Source organism: Bradyrhizobium sp. SZCCHNS2022, from assembly GCF_032377575.1.
Taxonomy (GTDB): Bacteria; Pseudomonadota; Alphaproteobacteria; order Rhizobiales; family Xanthobacteraceae; genus Bradyrhizobium; species Bradyrhizobium aeschynomenes.
This window is the reverse complement of the sequence record NZ_JAUHHZ010000001.1, coordinates 1,875,532-1,895,032: the sequence shown is the minus strand read 5'-3', so window position 1 is coordinate 1,895,032 and position 19,501 is coordinate 1,875,532. Positions and strand designations below refer to the sequence as shown.

Here is a 19,501-nt window from a genome sequence, read left to right as displayed (position 1 = left end):
CTGCAACGTGCAGAAGGTCAGCATGCCCAGTCAGACCTACCAGTTGATCATGCAGGCGATGCACGAACGACGACAGGTGTTGTGCATGTATGGTGGATTTGCCCGTGCGCTGTGCCCGATCATCCTCGGTCATACTGCGGGACGTGAGCGCGTGCTCGCATTTCAGTTCGCCGGCGGCGCGAGCCGCGGCCTGCCGCGAGGCGGACAGTGGAAGTGTTTCGACATCGCCGAGATGAGCGAGGTCGAGCTGCGCGAGGGGCGCTGGCATTCCGGGCGCAGCCATCGCCATCCGCAACATTGCGTCGCCGAAGTCGAGCTCGATGTGAATCCGGACAGTCCCTACGAGCCGACGCGACCGATTGCGACGCCTCGCAGGCGGTGAAGCTATTGCGGCTCGCGCAGGCGCACACGCAGCAGCGCCGGCAGCTTGGCCGTGGCCTCGTGCTGGGCGAGCTTCGCCGCGACGCGGCGCATCAGCGATGAGGCCCCCTGCTTTGCCAGCACCTTCAGGCCACGTGCGCTGAAATCGACGACCACCTCGTGATGACGCATGCCCTTGCCGCCCTTGACCAGGCCAAGGTCCCGCACCAGGCAATAATGCCCGTCGCTCATGCGTGCCAATCGGGTGTTCTCGAACATGTCCCGAAGCAATGCACCGAGTCGGGATTCCGTCAAGATTGACAGGAACGACTCAGGAACTCAGCACACTGCCGATCGGACGCCGCGGCGAAAACGGCAGCGCAGGCCCATAGCCGAAACGCAGCACGAGATCCGGCCGCCGCGTCGTCCCGATCAGACGCGCCAGCTCGGGCCGCAACGCAGCCACTTCGACCGGCTGGTTGATGAAGGCAAGCTTGAGCCCGAGCCGCGTTGCTTCGAGCGCGAAGCGCTGAGCGGCCTGCCCGACCCTGATCCAGTGCGCGGCATCGGCCTGCTCGGCCGCGAACACGGCGATCCCCGCCGAGGACGCGATCCGGCTCGCATATTTGTCGTTCTCGGCAGATGCGTCGAACAGGCGGTCGAACGCGATGCCGCCCAGCGCCGTCGGCAATGATGGATTGCCGCTGGCTCCAGCAAACAAGCCGTCGCCACTCGCCATCGCACTGCGCGGATTGAAGCGGATCCAGTCCTTCAGCTCGCGCATGAACGCGGCGTCGCGCATCTGTGCGCTGTTGCCGGCAATGACGAGATCGCGGATTGCAGCGATCGCGGCGGGCGCCGTGATGATGGCGAGATCGACACCGGCCACCGCTGACGCGACCTGCAGGGACGAGAGATCGCGCGGCGGCACCTCGCGTCCGTCATAGTCACCGCGCGTCGACTGTCTGCGGACGATGGCGGACAGCAGCGGATCGACGTCGTCACGCCGCCCTCCGGTGAAGCTGTAGCGCACCATCGGACCATCGATGATCACCTCGCCCGGACGGCCGCTGGCAGCGGCCGCGATCGCGAGGTTGGCCGCCGCACAGCCGAGGCTGACGTACAGATGATGATCGTCGGGGTCGACCACCGCCGTGCGTCGCGACAGATCGGGCGTGATCGTGATCGCATCGGCCGCCACGGCGAAGCGCCATGGCTGCGTGTTGTGGCCGTTGGCCGCCAGCGTCGCGTAGCGGATCACGTCGGCGACCTCCGCCGACAGCGGCGCGCGCAGCCGCGCGCTGTAGTCGTCGTATGCGGACATCGTGCCGGTGGCGGAGCGCCAGGCACCCGCGCCGACCGCGGCCGCCGTCAGCGCGCCACTCGCTCCTAACAGGATCTGCCGTCGGTTCATGACCACATGCTCGCCGGACTAATGGTCATGAGGATAAACGTGCCTCGCGCCAAAGTGTTGTTTCAGATCAACAACGTCACGTTCGACCAAAATACTTCGCAATGCGCCGTTGACAGCAACAACAAACGAGCGTAGTTACCCCGGCCTCGCGCATGACTGCGCCCGCGACGAACATGAGTGAAACGATGTCCTTCGGTGACGAACACATGATCTGCACGTCCAACGGCTTCGGGCCGTCGGATGGCGCACGCCATGCTCGGGGGAGCGATCTTGCCTGACGCAAGATCCATTGTCCGGTTCACACGGACCCTCCCGAGCCAGCCGCTCCGGAGGGTTTTTTGTTGCCCTCACGTCAGCGGCTCGCACGGCGAACTCACAATTGTCCCGGCGACCAGCCGGAACGGGAGACCCGGATCCCGGGGCTCGCGCAGGTGATGCGCGTGCCCAAGAGCGCGGGGCCTGTCGGAGGGAACGAGGCGTTCGCGCCGGACACCGATGACAGAGCGAGCTTCCTAGGAGCTCGCAACACGCGGCGCCATCAGCGCCGCAGACAAGCTATTTGATTTCCCGGCCGTTCGCGGCCGGGAGCTGCTGGTGGTGAAGATCGCGGATCCGTCGCGCCAATGCGGCGATGAGCCGCCTTCGGTCGATCGTACCGTGGAATCCGTCAAGCGAGACGGGTGAGTCGCGGGTTGCGGTGAGGCTGACGCCCAACCTACGTTTCGATCGTCGTATTGCCGCGATCGCCCGTTCCCCAGCACGCCACAACAACCGCCCGGCCGCATTTCGCAGCCGAGCAACGCACCGTCGCAACTAACAATCGGCGTCGTCCGCGCGAACGCGGGGCGACACAGCGGAGTTGCACGGCCACACATCCACGAGCCGTGGTGAAGACGACTGTTACTTCGCTTGCCACGCCAGAGGTCGCGGGTTCGAATCCCGTCCGGCAGCACGCCGGTAGCTCAGAGGTCAGAGCGCTGTCCGGTCCGCGAAAGTGGGACCGGGTCTCAGTCGTCGCCTGTTCCCGGCTCGTGGTCCCGCTTTCGCGGCGGTGGTGAAGATGTCTGTTACTTCGTTGAAACCGAGCGCCCGACAAGGGCAGCGACAGCATCGACCGTTCCCCGCCGCCCCCCTGGCACGCGCCGTGGTGAAGAGTGCTGATACTTCGATTGCTAATCGAGAGGTCGTGGGTTCGACTCCCATCCGGCGTTCCATGCGCCGGTAGCTCAGCGGCAGAGCACTATCCGGTCCACGCGAGTGGAGCGGAGCTCAGCATTCGCCCTTTCCCGGCGCGTGGTCGCCATCGCGTGTGATGTCACGGCATCGCGCGTGTCGGCCGGTGCTCCGGCCATTCCATCCAACATCCATCAACCCAGAGGAGGCCACCATGGTCAGGCTCAACACGTTCCTGCGCGCCTTCACCCACGAGGGTGCGCCATCCCGACAGCTCGCGCCGGTGCAGGCGCTCCAGCGCACGCTGATGAGCTGCCTGTTGTGGGAGGACCAGTTCTACGAGGACGGGGTCGCGATCGCCGATCGGATCAAGGCTCTCGTGGCACAGGTCGAACCGCGCGAGGTCGCTCAGCTCGCAGTGCGCGCGCGCGAGGAGATGAAGCTGCGCCACGCGCCGCTGCTCGTCGCCCGAGAAATGGCACGGCTGCCGTCGCACCGCGCGCTGGTCGCCGAGACGCTGGCCCGCATCATCCAGCGGCCGGACGAGATGACCGAGCTGCTCGCGATCTACTGGGCGGACTCTCTGGGTCCGCAGCAGCAGCGCAAGCGGCAGCCGGTCTCGGCGCAGGTCAAGAAGGGGCTGGCGAAGGCGTTTGCGAAGTTCGACGCCTATAAGCTTGCGAAGTATGACCGCGACGGCCCGGTGCGGCTGCGCGACGTCCTGTTCCTGGTGCACGCCAGGCCCAAGGACGCGGACCAGGAGGCGGTGTGGAAGCAGCTCGTCGATGGCGAGCTGCCCTCGCCCGACACCTGGGAGGTCGCGCTGTCGGCGGGTGCGGACAAGCGGGCGAGCTTCGAGCGGCTGCTGGCCGAGAAGCGGCTCGGAGCGCTGGCGCTGCTGCGCAACCTGCGCCTGATGCGCCAGGCCGGGGTGCCGCGCGCGACGATCGCGGCCGCGATCGAGACGATGCGGACGGACCGAGTCCTGCCGTATCGGTTCATCACGGCGGCCCGGCATGCGCCGAACTTCGAGCCAGAACTCGAGCAGGCAATGCTGCGCTCGGTCAAGGGCCATGCGCGGCTTCCGGGCCGCACGCGGCTCCTGATCGACGTGTCCGGTTCGATGTTCGCGACGCTGTCCGCCAAGTCGGAGATGACGCGGGCGGAGGCGGCGTGCGGGCTGGCGGTCCTCGCCCGCGAGGTCTGCGACGAGGTGGAGATCTTCACGTTCAGCGATGAGGTCGTGAAGCTGCCGCCGCGCCGGGGCTTCGCGCTGCGCGATGCGATCATCAACTCGCAGCCGCATTCCGGGACCTATCTCGGCCGCGCGGTGAAGGAGGTCGACCGCAAGGGCGACCGCCTGATCGTCTTCACCGACGAGCAGAGCCACGATCCGGTACCGTCGCCGAAAGCGCGCGGGACCATGGTCAACGTGGCGTCGTACCAGCACGGGGTCGGCTACGGCCCCTGGACGCGGGTCGACGGCTTCTCCGAAGCCGTGATCGCCTGGATCGCGGCGCAGGAGGAGACGCTGCGGGGCACCACCCTGCACTGACGACAAATGACCCGGACGCGTCACAGGCGCGCCCGGGTCTCACGTCGAAAACGAGCACTGATGACCCTTGCGCCGATCTCATTCGCGCGCAGCGAACGCCGTCTCCGCCTCGCGACGCAGCCGGTCCGGCGTGTCGACATAGCGCGGCGAGTAATGGAAGGTCGTCAGGCGTCGCGCGCCGGCCTCACGCGCCAGACGGCCCGCTTGGGCCGCGGTGAGATGCCGCCGCTCCTGCGCAATATCCGCATCTTCGTCGGCAAAGGCGCTCTCGATGAACAGGTGATCGGCGTTGCGCGCGAGCGCGACGATCCCAGCGGCGTTCTCGGGGGTGAACGCGGCATCGGTGACATAGGCGATGCGTTGGCCGCGGCCGCTGCGCAGCACGTGCTCGCGTAGCAGGCCCAGCGGCAGGATGCGACCGCCCGCCTCGATCGGTGTGTCGTCCCCCTCGCCGCGTCGTGCTGCGCTCTTGGCGATGTTGAGCCACGGACCGACGTCGAGACCGAGCGTGGCGAGGCCCTCGGTCCAGACATTGATCCGCATGGCCTCCTGCAGTGCGAAGCCGAGCGAGGGAATGTTGTGCTCCAGCGCGCAAGCCTCGATTCTGAGCTCGCCATCGTCGAACACGATGCCCTCCGGGAAGGACTCCTCCGGCAGCGCCTCGCCGCGGAATGCGTGCTGCGCGCGGAAGAGTGCGCGGCCGGCAAGTCGGCTGGACACGAACTCGCTGACATCGATCACGAGATCCGGCGAGCCCTCGCCGAGCAGATTCCAGTCGTAAGCGGCAAGCTTCGCAGCAACACCTTCGATCAGGCCGGAAGGTCCGATCACACGCAGCGCGCCCATGCGCCCGAGATGTACGCGCAGCAGCCGGTCGAAGCCGCAAAAATGATCGAGATGGCGGTGGCTGACGAACACCTCGCTGACGCGCAGCAGCTCGCGATGGGACAAGGATCCGAGGTCGCCGCAGTCGAACAGCATCGCGCGGCGGCCGAAGCTGAAATCGACATAGACGCCGGGATCGCCGAACACATCGTTGATCAGGCGCGGCTGCACCAACGCACTCATGATGCCCTGCCGTGCTGTTCCACGAGCCCTCCGTCATCATCGCTCAATCAAGCATCGCGCGGCCTTCATCAGCGAAAAGCCGAGCAGATTGAGGCCAAGCCGTGCGGAGGGATCGCGCGCCCTTCGCAGCCATCACCTGATGGCCGCGGTCAGATGTGCCAGATTTTCCTGCGATGTCCAGTTGCTGGGATGGCAGAGAGCGGGCTCGTTCTTCTCACCGCCTGCACGTTCGTGGCGCAACCTGTTCTTGCATCGATCGCCTGGACCAGCCGCTCACAAAGCTACTTCGCGCTGACCCGCCGCGCGCCCGCTTCCTTCAGTATGCCCTCCACCTCGCCCGACTGCCGTCCGTGACAATCGACGGATACCTCGATCTCGCCTCCCAGCTCGGGCGCGCCGGTCTTGTCGACGCCGGGGTGGCCACTCTCGACGTCGGCGCCGGCGGCTTGCGAGCCGGCGCTGTTGGCGGTGCCCGGCGCCTGCACGAACACGTCGGTGCGGGCGATGCCGTGATCCTGCACCAGATGCTCGACGGCGAGCTCGGCGTCACGGCGCGTTGCGAAATGACCGATGATCGTGCGTTCCATTTGATAGTCCTTGGCTGTCTCACCGCTGAGCAACATCTGTGTTCAGCGTCGAACGCATGGCGCATGAACACCGTTCCATGGCGCCGCGGCGCCAGTGATCGACGCTGACCGACGTGCATCGGCGTCTTGCTCCACCGAGCCGAAGGGTTGGAGCGATCGCGGCCGGCTGTTGTAAGTGGGTCCGGCAAACCATTCCCCTCAGGACGTCTCGTCTCACGCGCATGACCGTCGATCGCAAGCAGACATGCCTGGTGCTCCGCGGGCGGGCTCGGACTCGGCGCCTATCATGGCGCGACGTGCCCGACGGCATCGAGGCGGCGGCGGAGCGCAAGAACGATCTGATGTTCGGCAATCAGACGTTCCAGCGGCCGCATCACGCGCTCGACGCCCGCCGGCTGCGGCGACAGCTGCAAGGCCGCGCCGGAACCGATGAGATCCAGCTGTTGAGCTACCGTCCAGGCGCCGAGGAGGCCGGGCCTGAAAAGTCGTTCGACCTTTCGCCACGGCGCTCGCCCAGCGCTGGCGTGCCGGTTCCCTCGACATGCAGCAGGCCATGGCGATGGAACCGCCGATCAGCGGTATCCAGGTCGTGCGGCGGCCTTCCAAAGCCTGACGACGGCCGAAATCGCCCGAAAATGCCGCTTCGAACCGTCGTCCGAGGTCACTGCACTTGACGGAACAGCCATAAACCGGACAAAGATTGCGCCAAAATGTCGCGGCGGAGGTGATCCCATGAGATACGTCGACGGCGCTGTGATGTTCTTCAGCCTGTGGCTGCTGGCATCCATGATTCTCGACGCGCTGACGCCGCCCGAGCTGAATTTCTACATGATCGGCCCGATCATCGCGCCCGCGGTGCTCATCACCGGCTTCCTGTATGGGCTCCGCATTCCCTCTCGCGACTTCGTGCTGGTGTCAGCGGCCGTCTGGTTGGTCTGCGAGATGATGCTGGAGATGATCACGCCGAAACCGCTCTCACCCTTCCTGGCGGTTTCAGCCGTTGCGCCGCTGCTGTTGGCCGGCATCCTCCTGCACGTCCAGCACTGGCGCCAGACCGGCGGCCATTCGCGCCGGCCCGGTCCGTCGTCGTTGACCGACGCGCCGGCCTCAAACGTCCTTCCGAGCCGACGCCCGTTCTGACCGGATCCGGCAGCCCGCGTCACACGCCGGTGGCCTCCATCGCCAAGCCGGACGGCCCTGAACCGGCACCATCGCCCCTCGCCGCTTAGGAACGGCGGATCGCACGCATCTTGGTGACCGAATCGCGCGACCGCGGATTGCTCCGCACGCGCATCGAATCGCCATGGCGCGAGGTGAGAGCAGGAATGGCGAGTGGCCCGTTTCAAGACGGTGCGCCGGGAGCGCTGGCGCTGCGGCCCGGCGAGGGCAAGCCGGACAACGCGACCGCCCCCTATTTCATTGGGGTCCGCGACGATCTCGCCGACAAGGGATTCTTCACCGCAAATGCGGAGGCGCTGATCACCTGAGCGCGCAGCGGCTCGTGGATGTGGATGACCTTCGGGCTCTCCTGCTGCGCCGTGGAGATGATGCAGAAGTCGATGCCGCGCTACGATGCCGAGCGCTTCGGCTTCGCGCCGCGCGCCTCGCCCCGGCAATCGGACGTGATCATCGTCGCCGGCACGCTCACCCACAAAATGGCGCCGGCCTTCCGCAAGATCTACGATCAGATGCCGGAGCCGCGCTACGTCGTCTCGACACCGGGTCGAACGCGTAACGGCGTCATGCGCCCAGAAATTCGTTTCGCTTGTCCGCTCAACGACATCACCGCTGTCCAGTCTTGTCCTTGAAAATATTTCTCTTTCTATTTTTCGGAATTCATGTTCTATCTGCGTGATCCCGTGCTCCTCGAGAGGGACGCTTCGCGATCGTTACGGACGTTGAGCGCGGGATGCGGTGGCCGCTGACATGCCGCAGCGCAGGTGACTGCGCGGACGAAAGGCAGTTGGCGGACGTGAAATCGCGTGGTCCTGGCATCCCGACGCTGATGCCAAGCCTTTGGGTGATGATGATCCCGAAGGCGACGGTGGCTAACACGCCGGACACCGGGGAGATCGCGTATAAGCGTGAAGACCATCGCGCGGGGAATGCCGGGTTGATCCGGCTGCACCTGTGGTGACTGCCGCCTGCTTTCTTGCTGCAGGCGGGCCATGGGTGAGGCCATCACCCGGCATTCCCCGCGCCCTCTGTTTTCCGAGGGCGAACCGACCGCACAGCTCGGGCGCCATGCGCGTCGCGAGGCCGAACGCTGACGTCTGCAGGGGGATGATGATGCCGGAGCCGGCACGTGTCACCGCCCCCGGAGGCAATCAGCGGCAAGGACCTCGAGGCCGAGGTCGAGACGTGCTTTGCCCTTGGCAGCCTTTGGATAATGCACGGCAGAATGCAGAATTTTCCGTAATCCTACGGGACTGAAAATTTACGTGGAACTCAGAAACCTGCTCTTAAGCTCTCTACGTCCATCAGAAGCCGACACACAGCCGCGCAGGGACCATGCTGAACGAACTTCTCGTGATCGAAGATGCCGACGTTCATCTGTCGATCCTGCGCAAGATCGCTGTGCAGGCGGGCTTTGCGACGACCGGCGTGAACTCGGTGGACGGCGCCATGAACGTGCTGCGCCGGCGCAACTTCGAGTGCATCACGCTGGACCTCAATCTCGGCGAGCGCTCCGGCACCGAAGTGCTGCAACTCCTCGCCGACATCAAATCCCGCACCCCCGTCCTGATCATCAGCGGCTCGGACGACCAGACACGCGACGTCACCGTCCGTGCCGGCAAGATCCTCGGCCTCAACGTCTACCCGCCCTTCTCCAAGCCGGTCGACCTCGCGCTGCTGCGTCAGACCTTGCGCCAGATCGCCGCCGACACCGACCGCCAGCGGCTCGTCAAAGCCAACATGCGCTAGCGCGCACACGCCTGTCTCACCGATGTTCTTCCTGCCGGCGCCCGCGGCATTGCCGCGCGGCGGCCATCGCCATGTCGCCTTTGATGCAGATCAAGGCGCCGTACGCCGGCCGCCTGTTGGCTGGTCCGGGGCGAACGGAAACGAGATGCAATGACGGCAGCGAATTCAGCCAGCGAAGCAGCGGTGGTCGAGGCCACGCCCTACGAGCTCATCGGCGGGGAAGCGGGCGTGCGACGTCTGGCCGATCGCTTCTACACGATCATGGACGAGGAGCCCGACGCGAGCGGCATCCGCGCCATGCACGATGCCGACCTCGGTCCGATCAAGCAGCTGCTGTTCGAGTTTCTGAGCGGCTGGCTGGGCGGGCCGGCGTTGTATTTCGAGCGCGCCGAGCATCGCTGCATCATGTCGGCCCACCGGCCCTATCCCATCGGCGACGCCGAGCGCGACGAGTGGATGACGTGCATGCGCCGCGCGATGTTCGATTGCGACATCACGGGCGACATGTACGATCTGCTCGATCGGGCGTTCCTGCGGATGGCCAACGCCTTCCGAACGCGCCCCGCCGGCTGAGCCCCTCGGGCTCAGCCCCGCTTCTCGGCGGCTTCGCGCGCCAGACGCTCGGCGCGGAGACGCTCGCGGTTCTTGTAGAAGGCCCGCTGGGCCTCCTCATGTTCGCGCATGGCCTGCTCGGCATCGGCCCTGCGCATGGCATCGCGCGCCCGACGCTCTTCAGGCGTGAGGACGCGTGGCGGTCTGGCTGTGCTTTCGTAAGTCATGCCGAGATAACGCCGGGAACCACGCGCGGTTCCGGGCCGCCTGGCCAGTCACTCCACTTTGCGCGGAAACAGCCGGTCGCGGATGTAGCGGGACGTCGGCGTCAGGCTGAGACCATAGGGCTTCTGCCAGACCGCGCGGTCGATCTCCTTCTTGTCGCCGATTTCGAGCCGGCCCTTGGCGTGCTTGGCGATGAAGATCGCGTCGCTCATCTTGCGACCCGACCGCTTGTTCTTGGCAGTGACTTCCTTCCACAGGCGCAGCCGGCCGAGCTTGAGCTTCGGCAGCTCCTCCTTGATCTCGCGCTTCAGGCAGTCCTTCGCGGTCTCGCGCGCCCGCTTGCGGCCGCCCGGAAACATCCAGCGCCCATCGATACGGCGCCGGACCAGGAGAACCTTTCCGCCCTTGGCGGCAACCAGCTTGGACGCCTTGGTCATGTCTCCGGAACTCTCACCTCGGCCGAGCAATGAAGCAGAGCGTATCAGGATTCGTTCCCAATCCCGCCCCGGAGCTTTGCGGAGCCTCGCTGCGGTCCAACGTCGTCAGGCTTCGACGCCCGGCGGCATCGCCGAGAGCGCCGGCTTGCAACGCCTCGGCGATCGGGACCGGTCTAGTAGCAGGAGCGCGGATCGACCGCGACGTACTCCCCCGACGGGTAGCGATAGTAGCAATTGCCCTGCGACAGATAGTAACCCGGCCGGGACGCGGCGGTCGCGCCCGCGATCGCTCCGGTGGCGCCACCGAGCACGGCGCCTGCGGCTGCGCCGCCGGCCTTGCCGGTCAGGATGCCGCCGAGGACGCCACCGATGATGGCGCCGCCGAGCGCGCTGGCCGCAGGATCCGGATCGGCCGGCGGGGGCGCAGGTTCGTATTCGACCGCCGGCGGCGCCCGATAGGCTGCGGCCGGCGCATAGACGACGTCGTCGGCGTAGTCCTCGGACACGTAGGTCGGCGGTCCATCCATCGGCTCGTCATAATAATACCAGACGCCGCCCACGTCCCACCACCAGCCGCGGCGCCCATTGTGCACCTCGTGACGCCAGCGGCCGCCTTCCCAGCCGAGCCGGCCCCGATAGGATTGCCCGCCATAGTCCCGCACGGCGATACCGCCGCGCGCATATCGGGCGTCGGGGCTCCGGCCCGCGGCCGCGGGGCCGGGCCCGGGTGCGTAGCCATGACCACGGTCATAGCCGGCGCCCGGAGGGCGCCCCTGCTGCTGCGCGACGGGTGCCGCTGGACGGGGCTGGGGCGGCATGGCGACGCGCGGCGCCGGTCCACCCGGCTGTCCTGCCACCGGACCTTGGCTCGGCGTTGGGATGTGCCCCTGGACAGCCCCTTGCATAGCGCCCTGGCGTGGCCCCTGCTGCGCCTGGGGCTGACCGGCCGGCTGACCACCCTGCCCCTGGCGGATGACGCCTGGCGGGCGGCCCTGCGGAGGATGGCCCGGGCCGGCCTGGTCCGGGCCGGGACCCTGGGCGTTCCCGGCGGCAGGCCATGCGACGGCCGTGAGGATCGCCAAGGCCGGCAGCCAGAATCTGGTTTGATCGAACAACGTCATGCTTCCCTACCCCTCGCTCGCCCGCCAACTCTGCTGTCGTGGCCAGGGCGGTGGCTTGCCGATCTTCGGCTGGACGCTGCGCCGAACCTCTCGGCCGCACCACATTCTGCGCGACAAACCGATCAAATCGCGACAATTTTGCGGCGAGTTCCCTCGGCCACGATCAGGATACGCGAAAAGCGCCCTGATTCGCCGCCGCGATCGTCCGGTCGAGCCGATGCGCAGCGGGCGATGATCGGGCTGCAGCCGATGCCGCATTCGGTGCTGCGCAATCGGGGGCCACCGTCCTCAGCGCTCCGGCGTGATGACGTTGCAATTGCTCCGTCCCGACATCAGGCAATCCTGCATCTTGCTCGCGGCCGTAAGGCTGTGCGCCAGCCAGAGGCCGAAACCGACCATGATTGCTGCGAACACCAGCGCTGCGATTGCGCCTCCACGGCCGCTGTCCTCGTCCTGTCCACCCATGCGATGACGTGCCTAGGCCGAGCGCTGGTCGGCCGCCGCGCCGTGGGGCTCCTGGTGGTGACGCGAAGCCGGCGTGACCGGCGCGATCCGGGTGCAGCTCGTCACCCAGAAGATCTGCCCGCATTCCCATTCCGCGCCGAGCACGCCGGGCGGCACGGGGGTTGGACGGGCGAGGACCGCGGTCATGACGCATGCGCTGATCACGAGACCCACAAGCGCGAGGGCGAGCGCGATGCGCCCGCGCCCCCGAAATACAGAGGTCATGCCGGTAAACTCCGTTGGATGTCGCACCCGGGCGGTGCGCCAGTGCCCGTGGGGTGTGAGGCAATTCACATCCGGCTGACCTTCGTCAGCGCGACGGGGGCTGCTTACATAGCGCTGGGCGCACAGCATGCAAGCGTTGGACATGGCCGATGTGGAGGAGCGGCGATAAAGCATTTGTCATCGACGCATGCGATCCTATACACACTGCCTCGCGCTGGCCTTCGCTCCTGTTCACACCACCGTGGACGACCTGCCGGGTGGCGCACACAGCCCCTGACCGACCACACCCTGACCGAACACCCAAATAGCGAAGTGACGACGTCTCCATGAGAGGATTCAAGGAACCTGGATTTGCCGATCGGCAGAAGGCCGCACAGCAGGCCCGCCAGAGCATCGTGCAGAAGTTCAAGGCGCAGCCCGGGCCGGACGATCCCGAAGTCGTGAAGCGCCGGCAGGAGCGCGAAGCTGCCGCCGCCCGCCGCGAGCAGCAGCGGCTCGAGCGCGAGGTCGCGAAGGCCGAGCAGAAGCGGCTCGAGGAGGAGGCGAAGGCGGCCGAGGCCGCGCGGCTTGCCCGCGAGGCCGAAGAAGAGGCCGCCCGCCTGGCCGAGATGGAAGCCGAGCAGAAGGCCAAGCGCGATGCGCGCTACGCCGCGCGCAAGGCGCGCGGAAAGAAGAAGTAAGCGTGCGAGGCGCCATGGCGAGCAGCTCGCCACGGCGCCTTCGTCGATGTCTCCGGCTTGGCTTCCAGACCAAGCCTCGAGCCTGACAGAGCTAGGGCCTGACAGGGACTCGGGGCCCGACGGGGATGGGCCGAATCAGTTCTTCTTCATCATCCCGTCGTCCTTCTTCATTCCGTCCTTGGACATGGCATCGTCCTTCTTCATGCCGTCCTTGGCCATCGTGTCCTTCTTCATGCCGTCGTGGGACATCGCCCCTTTCTTCATCCCGTCGTCCTTGCCCATCTTGTCGTCCGCGAAAGCGGCCGGCGCCGCAGCGACGCTGAACGCGACGGCAGCGGCAGACAAAGCGAGGATGAGGCGGTTGCGAGAGGTCATGATGGTCGCTCCTTCGAGGTGCGGGGTTGGACGGCGATCAATGCGCCGCTCACCCATCTCGACGATGCAAACAGAGCGGTTGTTACGGGCGCTCGGAATTATTTCCATCGATCAATTTTGATTCGAGTTTGGCGATGTTTGGAACGTCGACACAATTTCGCCCCGGCAGGTCGATGTTAGTACAACCGCTGCACGGGACTCAGAGGCTGACATTTGCGCCGCAGCAATATGTCGCTTCCCCTGCATTTGAACTCGAACCGACAGTATAGTTCGGCTAGAGGTAATTCCGGCGGTTTGGCTAGTATTCAGCAGGCCAGCGAACCCGGTCGGGAACCCAATCAGAAGTTGTCCAGGGGAAGTCTCATGCTCTCACGACGCCATATCATCGCCTCAGCGCTCGCTGCGCCGGCCATCCTGCGCTTTGGAACGGGAACGGCCCAGGCGGCGACGACGCTGAAAATCTCGCATCAGTTCCCCGGTGGAACCATCGACAAGGGCGACTTCCGCGACCGGCTCTGCCGCGTGTTCTCCGAGGAAGTGGCCAAGCGTTCCGGCGGCGAGATCGCCACCGAGATCTATCCGAACTCGTCGCTGATCAAGACGGTGGCGCAGTTTTCGGCGATGCGGAAGGGTGCGCTCGACATCAGCCTTTACCCCATGCCCTACGCAGGCGGCGAGGTTCCCGAGACCAACATCGCGTTGATGCCGGGCCTCGTCACCACCTACGACCAGGGCATGCGCTGGAAGAACGAGCCGGTCGGCAAGATGCTGAGCGACTTCCTCGCCGACAAGGGCATCATTCTGCTGAGCTGGGTCTGGCAGGCCGGCGGCGTGGCCAGCCGCTCGCGTCCGCTGGTGACGCCCGACGATGCAAAGGGCATGAAGGTGCGCGGCGGCTCGCGCGAGATGGACATGGTGCTGCAGACCGCCGGCGCGTCCGTGCTTTCGGTTCCCTCGAACGAGATCTACACCGCGATGCAGACCGGCGCCTGCGATGCCGGCATCACGTCGTCGACCAGCCTGATCTCGTTCCGCCTGGAGGAGGTCTCGAAGGCCCTGACCTCCGGCGCCAAGGCATCGTACTGGTTCATGCTCGAGCCGCTGATGATGTCCAAGGCCTCGTTCGACAAGCTGCCGAAGAACCAGCAGGACATCCTGCTCGCCGTCGGCGCGGAGATGGAAGCTTTCGGGCGCAAGGGCGCGCAGGAGGACGATATCGAGGTCGCCAAGGTCTATGAGAAGGCTGGCGCCAAGGTTGCCGAGCTGGACGCCGAGACCGTCAACAAATGGCGCGACATCGCCCGCGACACCGCCTGGAAGGACTATGGCGGCAAGTCGGCGAACTGCGCCAAGCTCCTCAAGCTCGCCTCCGACGTCGCGGCCTGATTGATGCACGCGCCCGTCTCCGATAGCGAGGCATCGCCGGTCACCAGCGCCAGCGGACCGCTGGCGCCGCTTCAGCGTGTGATCTCGCTGCTCAACAGCATCATCGTCGTTCTCGCCGCGATCGCACTGGTCGCGGCCTGCGTCATCCTCAGCTACAGCGTGGCCGGCCGTGCGCTGTTCAAGGCCGCCAACTACTGGCAGGACGAGGCCGCCGTGTTTCTGCTCGTCGGCGCCACCTTCATGACCGCGGCCTATGTGCAGGAGCATCGCGGTCACGTCAGCATCGAGGCGTTCGTCGGCCTGATGTCGCCGCTCGCCAACAAGATCAGGCTCTGGCTGGTCGATGTCGCGAGCTTTTTGTTTTGCGCCTTCTTCACCTGGAAATCCTGGACGCTGACCCACGAGGCCTGGGTCGATGGCCAGGTGTCCAACTCGATGTGGTCGCCGCCGCTCGCGATTCCGTACGGCCTGATGGCCGCCGGCATGAGCCTGCTGTGCATTCAGATGCTGCTGCAGATCGTGTCGCCGCTGACCGGAGCCCGTCGATGAGCGTATTCGGAATTGGAGTCGCTTACGGGCTTTCCACCCTGTTTGCGATGTTCGCGGGCATGCCGATCGCGTTCGCGCTCGGCGCCGTCGCCGTGGTGTTCATGGCGATCTACATGCCGACGGCATCGCTCGATACGGTCACGCAGAACGTCTACGAGGAAATGGCCTCGATCACGCTGCTGTCGATCCCGCTGTTCATCCTCAAGGGCGCCGCGATCGGCCGCTCCCGCGCCGGCCAGGATCTCTACTCGGCGCTGCATGCCTGGCTGCATCGCGTTCCCGGCGGCCTCGGCGTCGCCAATGTGTTCGCCTGCGCGTTGTTTGCCGCGATGGCGGGATCCTCGCCCGCCACCTGCTCGGCGATCGGCTCGGCCGGCATCCCCGAGATGCGCAAGCGCGGCTATTCCGGCGGCTTCGCGGCCGGCATCATCGCCGCCGGCGGCACGCTCGGCATTCTACTGCCGCCCTCGATCACGATGATCCTGTTCGCGATCGCCGCCGAGAAGTCGCTGGGCCGTCTCTTCCTGGCCGGCATCGGCCCGGGATTGCTGCTGGTCACCCTGTTCGGCGTCTACGCGGTGGTGCGCTTCCGCCAGGAATATGCCCGGGCCAAGGTCGCCTATGAGAAATCCGGCGCCTGGTCAGACATCCTGACCAAGGACGACTTCACGATGGCACAGCGCTTCTCGGTGCTGCCCCGCGTGATCCCGTTCGTGCTGCTTTTGACCGGCGTCATGGTCGCACTCTACGGCGGCTTCGCCACGCCGTCGGAGACGGCCGGCCTCGGCGGCATCCTCGCGCTAGTGCTGATTGCGATCATCTACCAGGTCTGGAGCCCGGCCGATCTCGCGCCGATCATGAAGGCGACACTGCGGGAATCGACCATGCTGATGCTGATCATCGGCATGTCGCTGCTGTACTCATACGTGATGAGCTATCTGCACATCTCGCAGTCGGTCGCCGAGTACATCGTGGCGATGCACCTGCCGCGCTGGGAGCTCTTGTTCGCGATCCTGTTGATGGTGGTCGTGCTCGGCTTCTTCCTGCCGCCGGTGTCGATCATCCTGATGACTGCGCCGATCATCCTGCCGCCGCTGCGGGCGGCGAACTTCGACATCATCTGGTTCGGCGTGGTGATGACGATCGTGATGGAGATGGGCCTGATCCACCCGCCGGTGGGCCTGAACATCTTCGTCATCCGCAACGTCGCGCCCGACATTCCCTTGCGCGAGGTGATCTGGGGCACGCTGCCCTTCGTGCTGCTGATGATGGCCGCGGTAATATTGCTCTGCTTCGTGCCGCAGATCTCGACCGCGCTGCCGGACCTCGTGATGGGGCCGGATCTCAGCCGCTGACGCGGCGGCGAATGACGACTAGGGAGTAGCGAATAGGGACGATCCGGTAGGCCTCGCCCATTCGCTACTCGCCATTCGCTACTCGCTTTTGTTTTGCATTCAGCGCGGCAGCGACACGGCTGACCGGCGGGCGGCCGAGCAGCCGGCTCATCTCATTGGTAGCCGCCAAGAGCTTCGTCATGTCGACGCCGGTGCGGATGCCCATCCCTTCGAGCATGTAGACGACGTCTTCGGTCGCGACATTCCCCGTCGCGCCCGGTGCGAACGGGCAGCCGCCGAGGCCGCCGCCGGCGGCGTCGATCACGCGAACGCCCTCCTCCAGGCCGGCATAGAGGTTGGCCAGCGCCTGCCCATATGTGTCGTGGAAATGCATCGCCAGATGCGACACGGGGACGTCGTCGCAGACCGCACGCAGCATCTGCTTGGCCTTGAGCGGCGTGCCGACGCCGATCGTGTCGCCGAGCGAGACCTCGTAGCAGCCGAGGTCCCACAGCGCCTTGGCGACATCGGCCACCGCCTGCGGCTTGATCTCGCCTTCATAGGGACAGCCGAGCGCACAGGAGACGTAGCCGCGCACCTTGATGCCGTCAGTCTTGGCATGCGCCACCACCGGCTTGAACCGCTCCAGCGACTCCTCGATTCCGCAGTTGATGTTGGCGCGGGAGAAGCTCTCCGAGGCCGCCGTGAACACCGAGATCACCTTGGCGCCGGCGGCATGCGCGGCCTCGTAGCCCTTCACGTTGGGCACCAGCACGTGAAATTCGCCGGGCAGCCCCGCCACGCTGCGCATGACCTCGTCCGAGCCCACCATCTGCGGGATCGCCTTGGGCGAGACGAACGCGCCGACCTCGACGGTGGTCAGGCCGGCGTCCGCCAGCGCGCGCACGAAGGCGATGCGGTCGGCAACGCTGACCTGCGTCTTCTCGTTCTGCAGGCCGTCGCGCGGACCCATTTCGATGATGCGCACGCTCTCGCTCATGCTGCCCTCTTTTGTTGGAGGATCAGGCGGAGGGTTCGACTTCCGCCAGTTCGACGCCTTCCTGCACGATGTCGCCGACCTTGCACTTGATCGCCTTGAGCCGACCGGCGAACGGCGCACGCAAGGTCTGCTCCATCTTCATCACCTCCAGCGTCAGGATTGCCGCGCCTTTTTCCAGCTCGGCCCCCTCCTGCGCCAGCAAGGCCACCACCGTCCCCGGCAACGGCGCAACGATCTTGTCCTCGCCGCTTTGCTCCTCGTCATCGCCGCCGAACGGGTCGACCCAATGCAAGTCGAAGCGGCCATTGCGGGTGCGGAGATACAATTCGTGCCCTTCGATGACGGCCACCACATGGGATTTGACGCCGTCGCGCACAAGGTCGAAGCCGCCATCCCCGGTCGGAATGGCCGAGAATGAGGTCACGCGGTCATCGATCGTCAAGGTCTGCACGCCCGGACCATAGGCCAGCGTGACCGTGCGCGGCTCGCTGCCTGTGCCCTGCCGCAACGAGAACACGCGCTGCCGCAGCCCGACAGGCATCCAGCCGGAGGCGCGCCATGGCGAGCCCCGCTCCGCCGCGGCGATCTTCTGCTCCTCGATGAGAATGGCAGCAACGGCAGCGCAGAGCTCGAGATCACAGGCCGCGGCGCCGGCCTCCGTCAAACGCGTCAGGTGACGCTCGATGAAGCCGGTGTCGATCGCATTGGCCGCGACGTCGGGATGCGTCAGCAACGCCGAGAGGAACGGAATGTTGCTGACGATGCCCCGGACGTCGGTGTCCTCGAGGCCGCGATTGAGCCGTTCGATTGCCACGTCCCGCGTCGGCGCCCAGGCGATCATCTTGGCCAGCATGGCATCGTAATAGGGCGACACGGCATCGCCCTCGCGATAGCCGGCGTCGATGCGCAAGCCACCGGTCTCCGCCGGAGTCCGCCAGGTCTTGATGGTGCCGACCGAGGGCATGAAGTTCTTGGCCGGGTTCTCGGCGTAGACCCGGGCCTCGATCGCATGCCCGTTGAGCTTGATCTGATCCTGCGTCAGCGGCAGCGCCTCGCCAAAGGCGACGCGCAGCTGCCATTCGACGAGATCGACCCCCGTGATCAGTTCGGTCACGGGATGCTCGACCTGGAGACGCGTGTTCATCTCGATGAAGAACACGTCGCGGCCGTCGGAGACGAACTCGATCGTGCCGGCGCCGACATAGCTGACCGCCCCCGCCGCGCGGCGCGCGGCTGCGCACACCGCCTCGCGCTGCGCCGGCGTCAGCGTCGGCGACGGCGCCTCCTCGATCACCTTCTGATGGCGGCGCTGCAGCGTGCATTCGCGCTCGAATAGCGAGACCAGATTGCCAAGGCTGTCGCCGACGATCTGCACCTCGATGTGGCGAGGATTCTCGACGAACTTCTCGATCAGCACACGGTCGTCGCCGAACGCCGCCTTGGCTTCGCGCTTCGCGCTGGTGACCGCGTCGGCGAGATCGCCCGCCGCATGGACCACGCGCATGCCGCGGCCGCCGCCGCCGGCGGACGCCTTGATCAGCACGGGATAGCCGATCCGGGCTGCTTCATTGGCAAGCGTCGCCTCGTCCTGCGCCTCGCCGTGATAGCCGGGCACCAGCGGAACGCCGGCCTGCTCCATCAGGAATTTGGAGCCGGATTTCGAGCCCATCGCGGTGATCATCGCCGCGGTCGGACCGACGAAGACGAGCCCCGCGTCGAGACAGGCCTGCGCGAACTCGGCGCTTTCGGACAGGAAGCCGTAACCGGGATGGACGGCCTCGGCGCCGGTCTGCCGGGCCGCTTCGATCAGTCGCTCGATGTTGAGATAGGAGTCGCGGGCGCGCGCCGGCCCAAGCAGCACCGCTTCGTCGGCGAGTGCGACGTGCAGCGCGTTGCGATCGGCCTCGGAATAGACGGCGACGGTCTTCAACCCCATCGCGCGCGCGGTGCGGATGACGCGCACGGCGATCTCGCCGCGGTTGGCGATCAGAAGCTTGCGGAAACGACGATACAATCCGGGACGAGCCATGA

Annotated in this window: 23 protein-coding genes, 1 tRNA gene and 1 pseudogene; 12 read left to right on the top strand and 13 right to left on the bottom strand. The window is 66.2% G+C overall.

Features of this window, described 5'->3' with window-relative positions:
• Positions 1–22 precede the first annotated feature (22 nt).
• The gene (locus tag QXZ94_RS08410; RefSeq protein WP_315720020.1) at positions 23–382 is read left to right on the top strand and encodes a hypothetical protein; all 360 of its coding nucleotides are present in this window, start codon (positions 23–25) and stop codon (positions 380–382) included.
• Between the two features lie 2 nt (positions 383–384).
• On the opposite strand, the gene QXZ94_RS08405 is transcribed toward QXZ94_RS08410, so the two are convergent.
• Both QXZ94_RS08405 and QXZ94_RS08400 read right to left on the bottom strand, forming a co-directional pair.
• The gene (locus tag QXZ94_RS08405; protein ID WP_172109065.1) at positions 385–612 is read right to left on the bottom strand and encodes a hypothetical protein; all 228 of its coding nucleotides are present in this window, start codon (positions 610–612) and stop codon (positions 385–387) included.
• 79 nt (positions 613–691) lie between these two features.
• Positions 692–1,774 (bottom strand): Acg family FMN-binding oxidoreductase, encoded by a 1,083-nt coding sequence (locus QXZ94_RS08400; protein WP_315720019.1) that lies wholly within the window; start codon positions 1,772–1,774, stop codon positions 692–694.
• A gap of 1,139 nt (positions 1,775–2,913) precedes the next feature.
• Between QXZ94_RS08400 and QXZ94_RS08395 the strand changes: the two genes are divergently transcribed.
• Positions 2,914–2,988: transfer RNA gene (locus tag QXZ94_RS08395), tRNA-OTHER, on the top strand.
• Positions 2,989–3,161: 173 nt separating this feature from the next.
• The gene (locus QXZ94_RS08390; protein ID WP_315720018.1) at positions 3,162–4,502 is read left to right on the top strand and encodes a vWA domain-containing protein; all 1,341 of its coding nucleotides are present in this window, start codon (positions 3,162–3,164) and stop codon (positions 4,500–4,502) included.
• A 78-nt stretch (positions 4,503–4,580) separates the two neighbouring features.
• Here QXZ94_RS08390 and QXZ94_RS08385 read toward each other — a convergent pair whose 3' ends face one another.
• From QXZ94_RS08385 to QXZ94_RS08375, 3 genes are all read right to left on the bottom strand, one after another.
• Complete coding sequence (locus tag QXZ94_RS08385) at positions 4,581–5,570, bottom strand: ribonuclease Z (protein WP_315720017.1); 990 nt, start codon at positions 5,568–5,570, stop codon at positions 4,581–4,583.
• A 281-nt stretch (positions 5,571–5,851) separates the two neighbouring features.
• Positions 5,852–6,157 carry a hypothetical protein gene (locus QXZ94_RS08380; protein ID WP_315720016.1) on the bottom strand — a complete coding sequence of 102 codons (306 nt, stop codon included), beginning with the start codon at positions 6,155–6,157 and terminating at the stop codon, positions 5,852–5,854.
• A 284-nt stretch (positions 6,158–6,441) separates the two neighbouring features.
• Positions 6,442–6,570: a hypothetical protein gene (locus tag QXZ94_RS08375; RefSeq protein ID WP_315720015.1), complete on the bottom strand. Its 129-nt coding sequence runs from the start codon at positions 6,568–6,570 to the stop codon at positions 6,442–6,444.
• A 319-nt stretch (positions 6,571–6,889) separates the two neighbouring features.
• Here QXZ94_RS08375 and QXZ94_RS08370 point away from each other — a divergent pair, with 319 nt between their 5' ends.
• The 5 genes and pseudogenes from QXZ94_RS08370 (at position 6,890) to QXZ94_RS08350 (ending at position 9,655) form a co-directional block, all read left to right on the top strand.
• Positions 6,890–7,297 carry a hypothetical protein gene (locus QXZ94_RS08370; RefSeq protein ID WP_409998478.1) on the top strand — a complete coding sequence of 136 codons (408 nt, stop codon included), beginning with the start codon at positions 6,890–6,892 and terminating at the stop codon, positions 7,295–7,297.
• Between the two features lie 185 nt (positions 7,298–7,482).
• Positions 7,483–7,896: pseudogene (gene nuoB, locus QXZ94_RS08365) on the top strand (NADH-quinone oxidoreductase subunit NuoB); the annotation flags it as partial.
• Between the two features lie 224 nt (positions 7,897–8,120).
• Positions 8,121–8,294, top strand: a complete 174-nt coding sequence (locus QXZ94_RS08360; protein ID WP_172109076.1) for a hypothetical protein — start codon at positions 8,121–8,123, stop codon at positions 8,292–8,294.
• Between the two features lie 374 nt (positions 8,295–8,668).
• Positions 8,669–9,082 (top strand): response regulator, encoded by a 414-nt coding sequence (locus QXZ94_RS08355; protein ID WP_315720014.1) that lies wholly within the window; start codon positions 8,669–8,671, stop codon positions 9,080–9,082.
• Between the two features lie 150 nt (positions 9,083–9,232).
• Positions 9,233–9,655 carry a group II truncated hemoglobin gene (locus QXZ94_RS08350; RefSeq protein ID WP_315720013.1) on the top strand — a complete coding sequence of 141 codons (423 nt, stop codon included), beginning with the start codon at positions 9,233–9,235 and terminating at the stop codon, positions 9,653–9,655.
• An 11-nt stretch (positions 9,656–9,666) separates the two neighbouring features.
• Here the strand turns inward: QXZ94_RS08350 and QXZ94_RS08345 are convergent, their stop codons facing one another.
• The 5 genes from QXZ94_RS08345 to QXZ94_RS08325 all read right to left on the bottom strand — a co-directional run bounded on the left by QXZ94_RS08345 (position 9,667) and on the right by QXZ94_RS08325 (position 12,146).
• Entirely contained in the window at positions 9,667–9,861 is a 195-nt protein-coding gene (locus QXZ94_RS08345) for a hypothetical protein (protein WP_172109804.1), read from the bottom strand.
• Positions 9,862–9,909: 48 nt separating this feature from the next.
• Positions 9,910–10,296 (bottom strand): NUDIX hydrolase, encoded by a 387-nt coding sequence (locus tag QXZ94_RS08340; RefSeq protein ID WP_315720012.1) that lies wholly within the window; start codon positions 10,294–10,296, stop codon positions 9,910–9,912.
• Positions 10,297–10,469: 173 nt separating this feature from the next.
• Positions 10,470–11,114 carry a hypothetical protein gene (locus QXZ94_RS08335; protein WP_210262309.1) on the bottom strand — a complete coding sequence of 215 codons (645 nt, stop codon included), beginning with the start codon at positions 11,112–11,114 and terminating at the stop codon, positions 10,470–10,472.
• A gap of 591 nt (positions 11,115–11,705) precedes the next feature.
• Positions 11,706–11,882 (bottom strand): hypothetical protein, encoded by a 177-nt coding sequence (locus QXZ94_RS08330; RefSeq protein ID WP_315720011.1) that lies wholly within the window; start codon positions 11,880–11,882, stop codon positions 11,706–11,708.
• Positions 11,883–11,894: 12 nt separating this feature from the next.
• Positions 11,895–12,146 carry a hypothetical protein gene (locus tag QXZ94_RS08325; RefSeq protein ID WP_315720010.1) on the bottom strand — a complete coding sequence of 84 codons (252 nt, stop codon included), beginning with the start codon at positions 12,144–12,146 and terminating at the stop codon, positions 11,895–11,897.
• Positions 12,147–12,472: 326 nt separating this feature from the next.
• Between QXZ94_RS08325 and QXZ94_RS08320 the strand changes: the two genes are divergently transcribed.
• Entirely contained in the window at positions 12,473–12,826 is a 354-nt protein-coding gene (locus QXZ94_RS08320) for a DUF6481 family protein (protein ID WP_172109088.1), read from the top strand.
• Between the two features lie 135 nt (positions 12,827–12,961).
• Here QXZ94_RS08320 and QXZ94_RS08315 read toward each other — a convergent pair whose 3' ends face one another.
• Complete coding sequence (locus tag QXZ94_RS08315; RefSeq protein ID WP_172109806.1) at positions 12,962–13,201, bottom strand: pentapeptide MXKDX repeat protein; 240 nt, start codon at positions 13,199–13,201, stop codon at positions 12,962–12,964.
• A gap of 363 nt (positions 13,202–13,564) precedes the next feature.
• On the opposite strand from QXZ94_RS08315, the gene dctP reads away from it, so the two are divergent.
• From dctP to QXZ94_RS08300, 3 genes are read left to right on the top strand one after another with little or no spacing between them, the layout of a single operon-like run.
• The gene (gene dctP / locus QXZ94_RS08310; RefSeq protein WP_172109090.1) at positions 13,565–14,587 is read left to right on the top strand and encodes a TRAP transporter substrate-binding protein DctP; all 1,023 of its coding nucleotides are present in this window, start codon (positions 13,565–13,567) and stop codon (positions 14,585–14,587) included.
• A gap of 3 nt (positions 14,588–14,590) precedes the next feature.
• Positions 14,591–15,136, top strand: a complete 546-nt coding sequence (locus tag QXZ94_RS08305; RefSeq protein ID WP_315720009.1) for a TRAP transporter small permease — start codon at positions 14,591–14,593, stop codon at positions 15,134–15,136.
• Positions 15,133–16,491 carry a TRAP transporter large permease gene (locus tag QXZ94_RS08300; protein ID WP_315720008.1) on the top strand — a complete coding sequence of 453 codons (1,359 nt, stop codon included), beginning with the start codon at positions 15,133–15,135 and terminating at the stop codon, positions 16,489–16,491. Before QXZ94_RS08305 ends, QXZ94_RS08300 begins: the two co-directional genes overlap by 4 nt.
• 64 nt (positions 16,492–16,555) lie before the next feature.
• Here the strand turns inward: QXZ94_RS08300 and QXZ94_RS08295 are convergent, their stop codons facing one another.
• Positions 16,556–17,470 carry a hydroxymethylglutaryl-CoA lyase gene (locus QXZ94_RS08295; RefSeq protein WP_315720007.1) on the bottom strand — a complete coding sequence of 305 codons (915 nt, stop codon included), beginning with the start codon at positions 17,468–17,470 and terminating at the stop codon, positions 16,556–16,558.
• Between the two features lie 22 nt (positions 17,471–17,492).
• The gene (locus QXZ94_RS08290) at positions 17,493–19,499 is read right to left on the bottom strand and encodes an acetyl-CoA carboxylase biotin carboxylase subunit (RefSeq protein WP_315720006.1); all 2,007 of its coding nucleotides are present in this window, start codon (positions 19,497–19,499) and stop codon (positions 17,493–17,495) included.
• Positions 19,500–19,501: the final 2 nt, after the last annotated feature.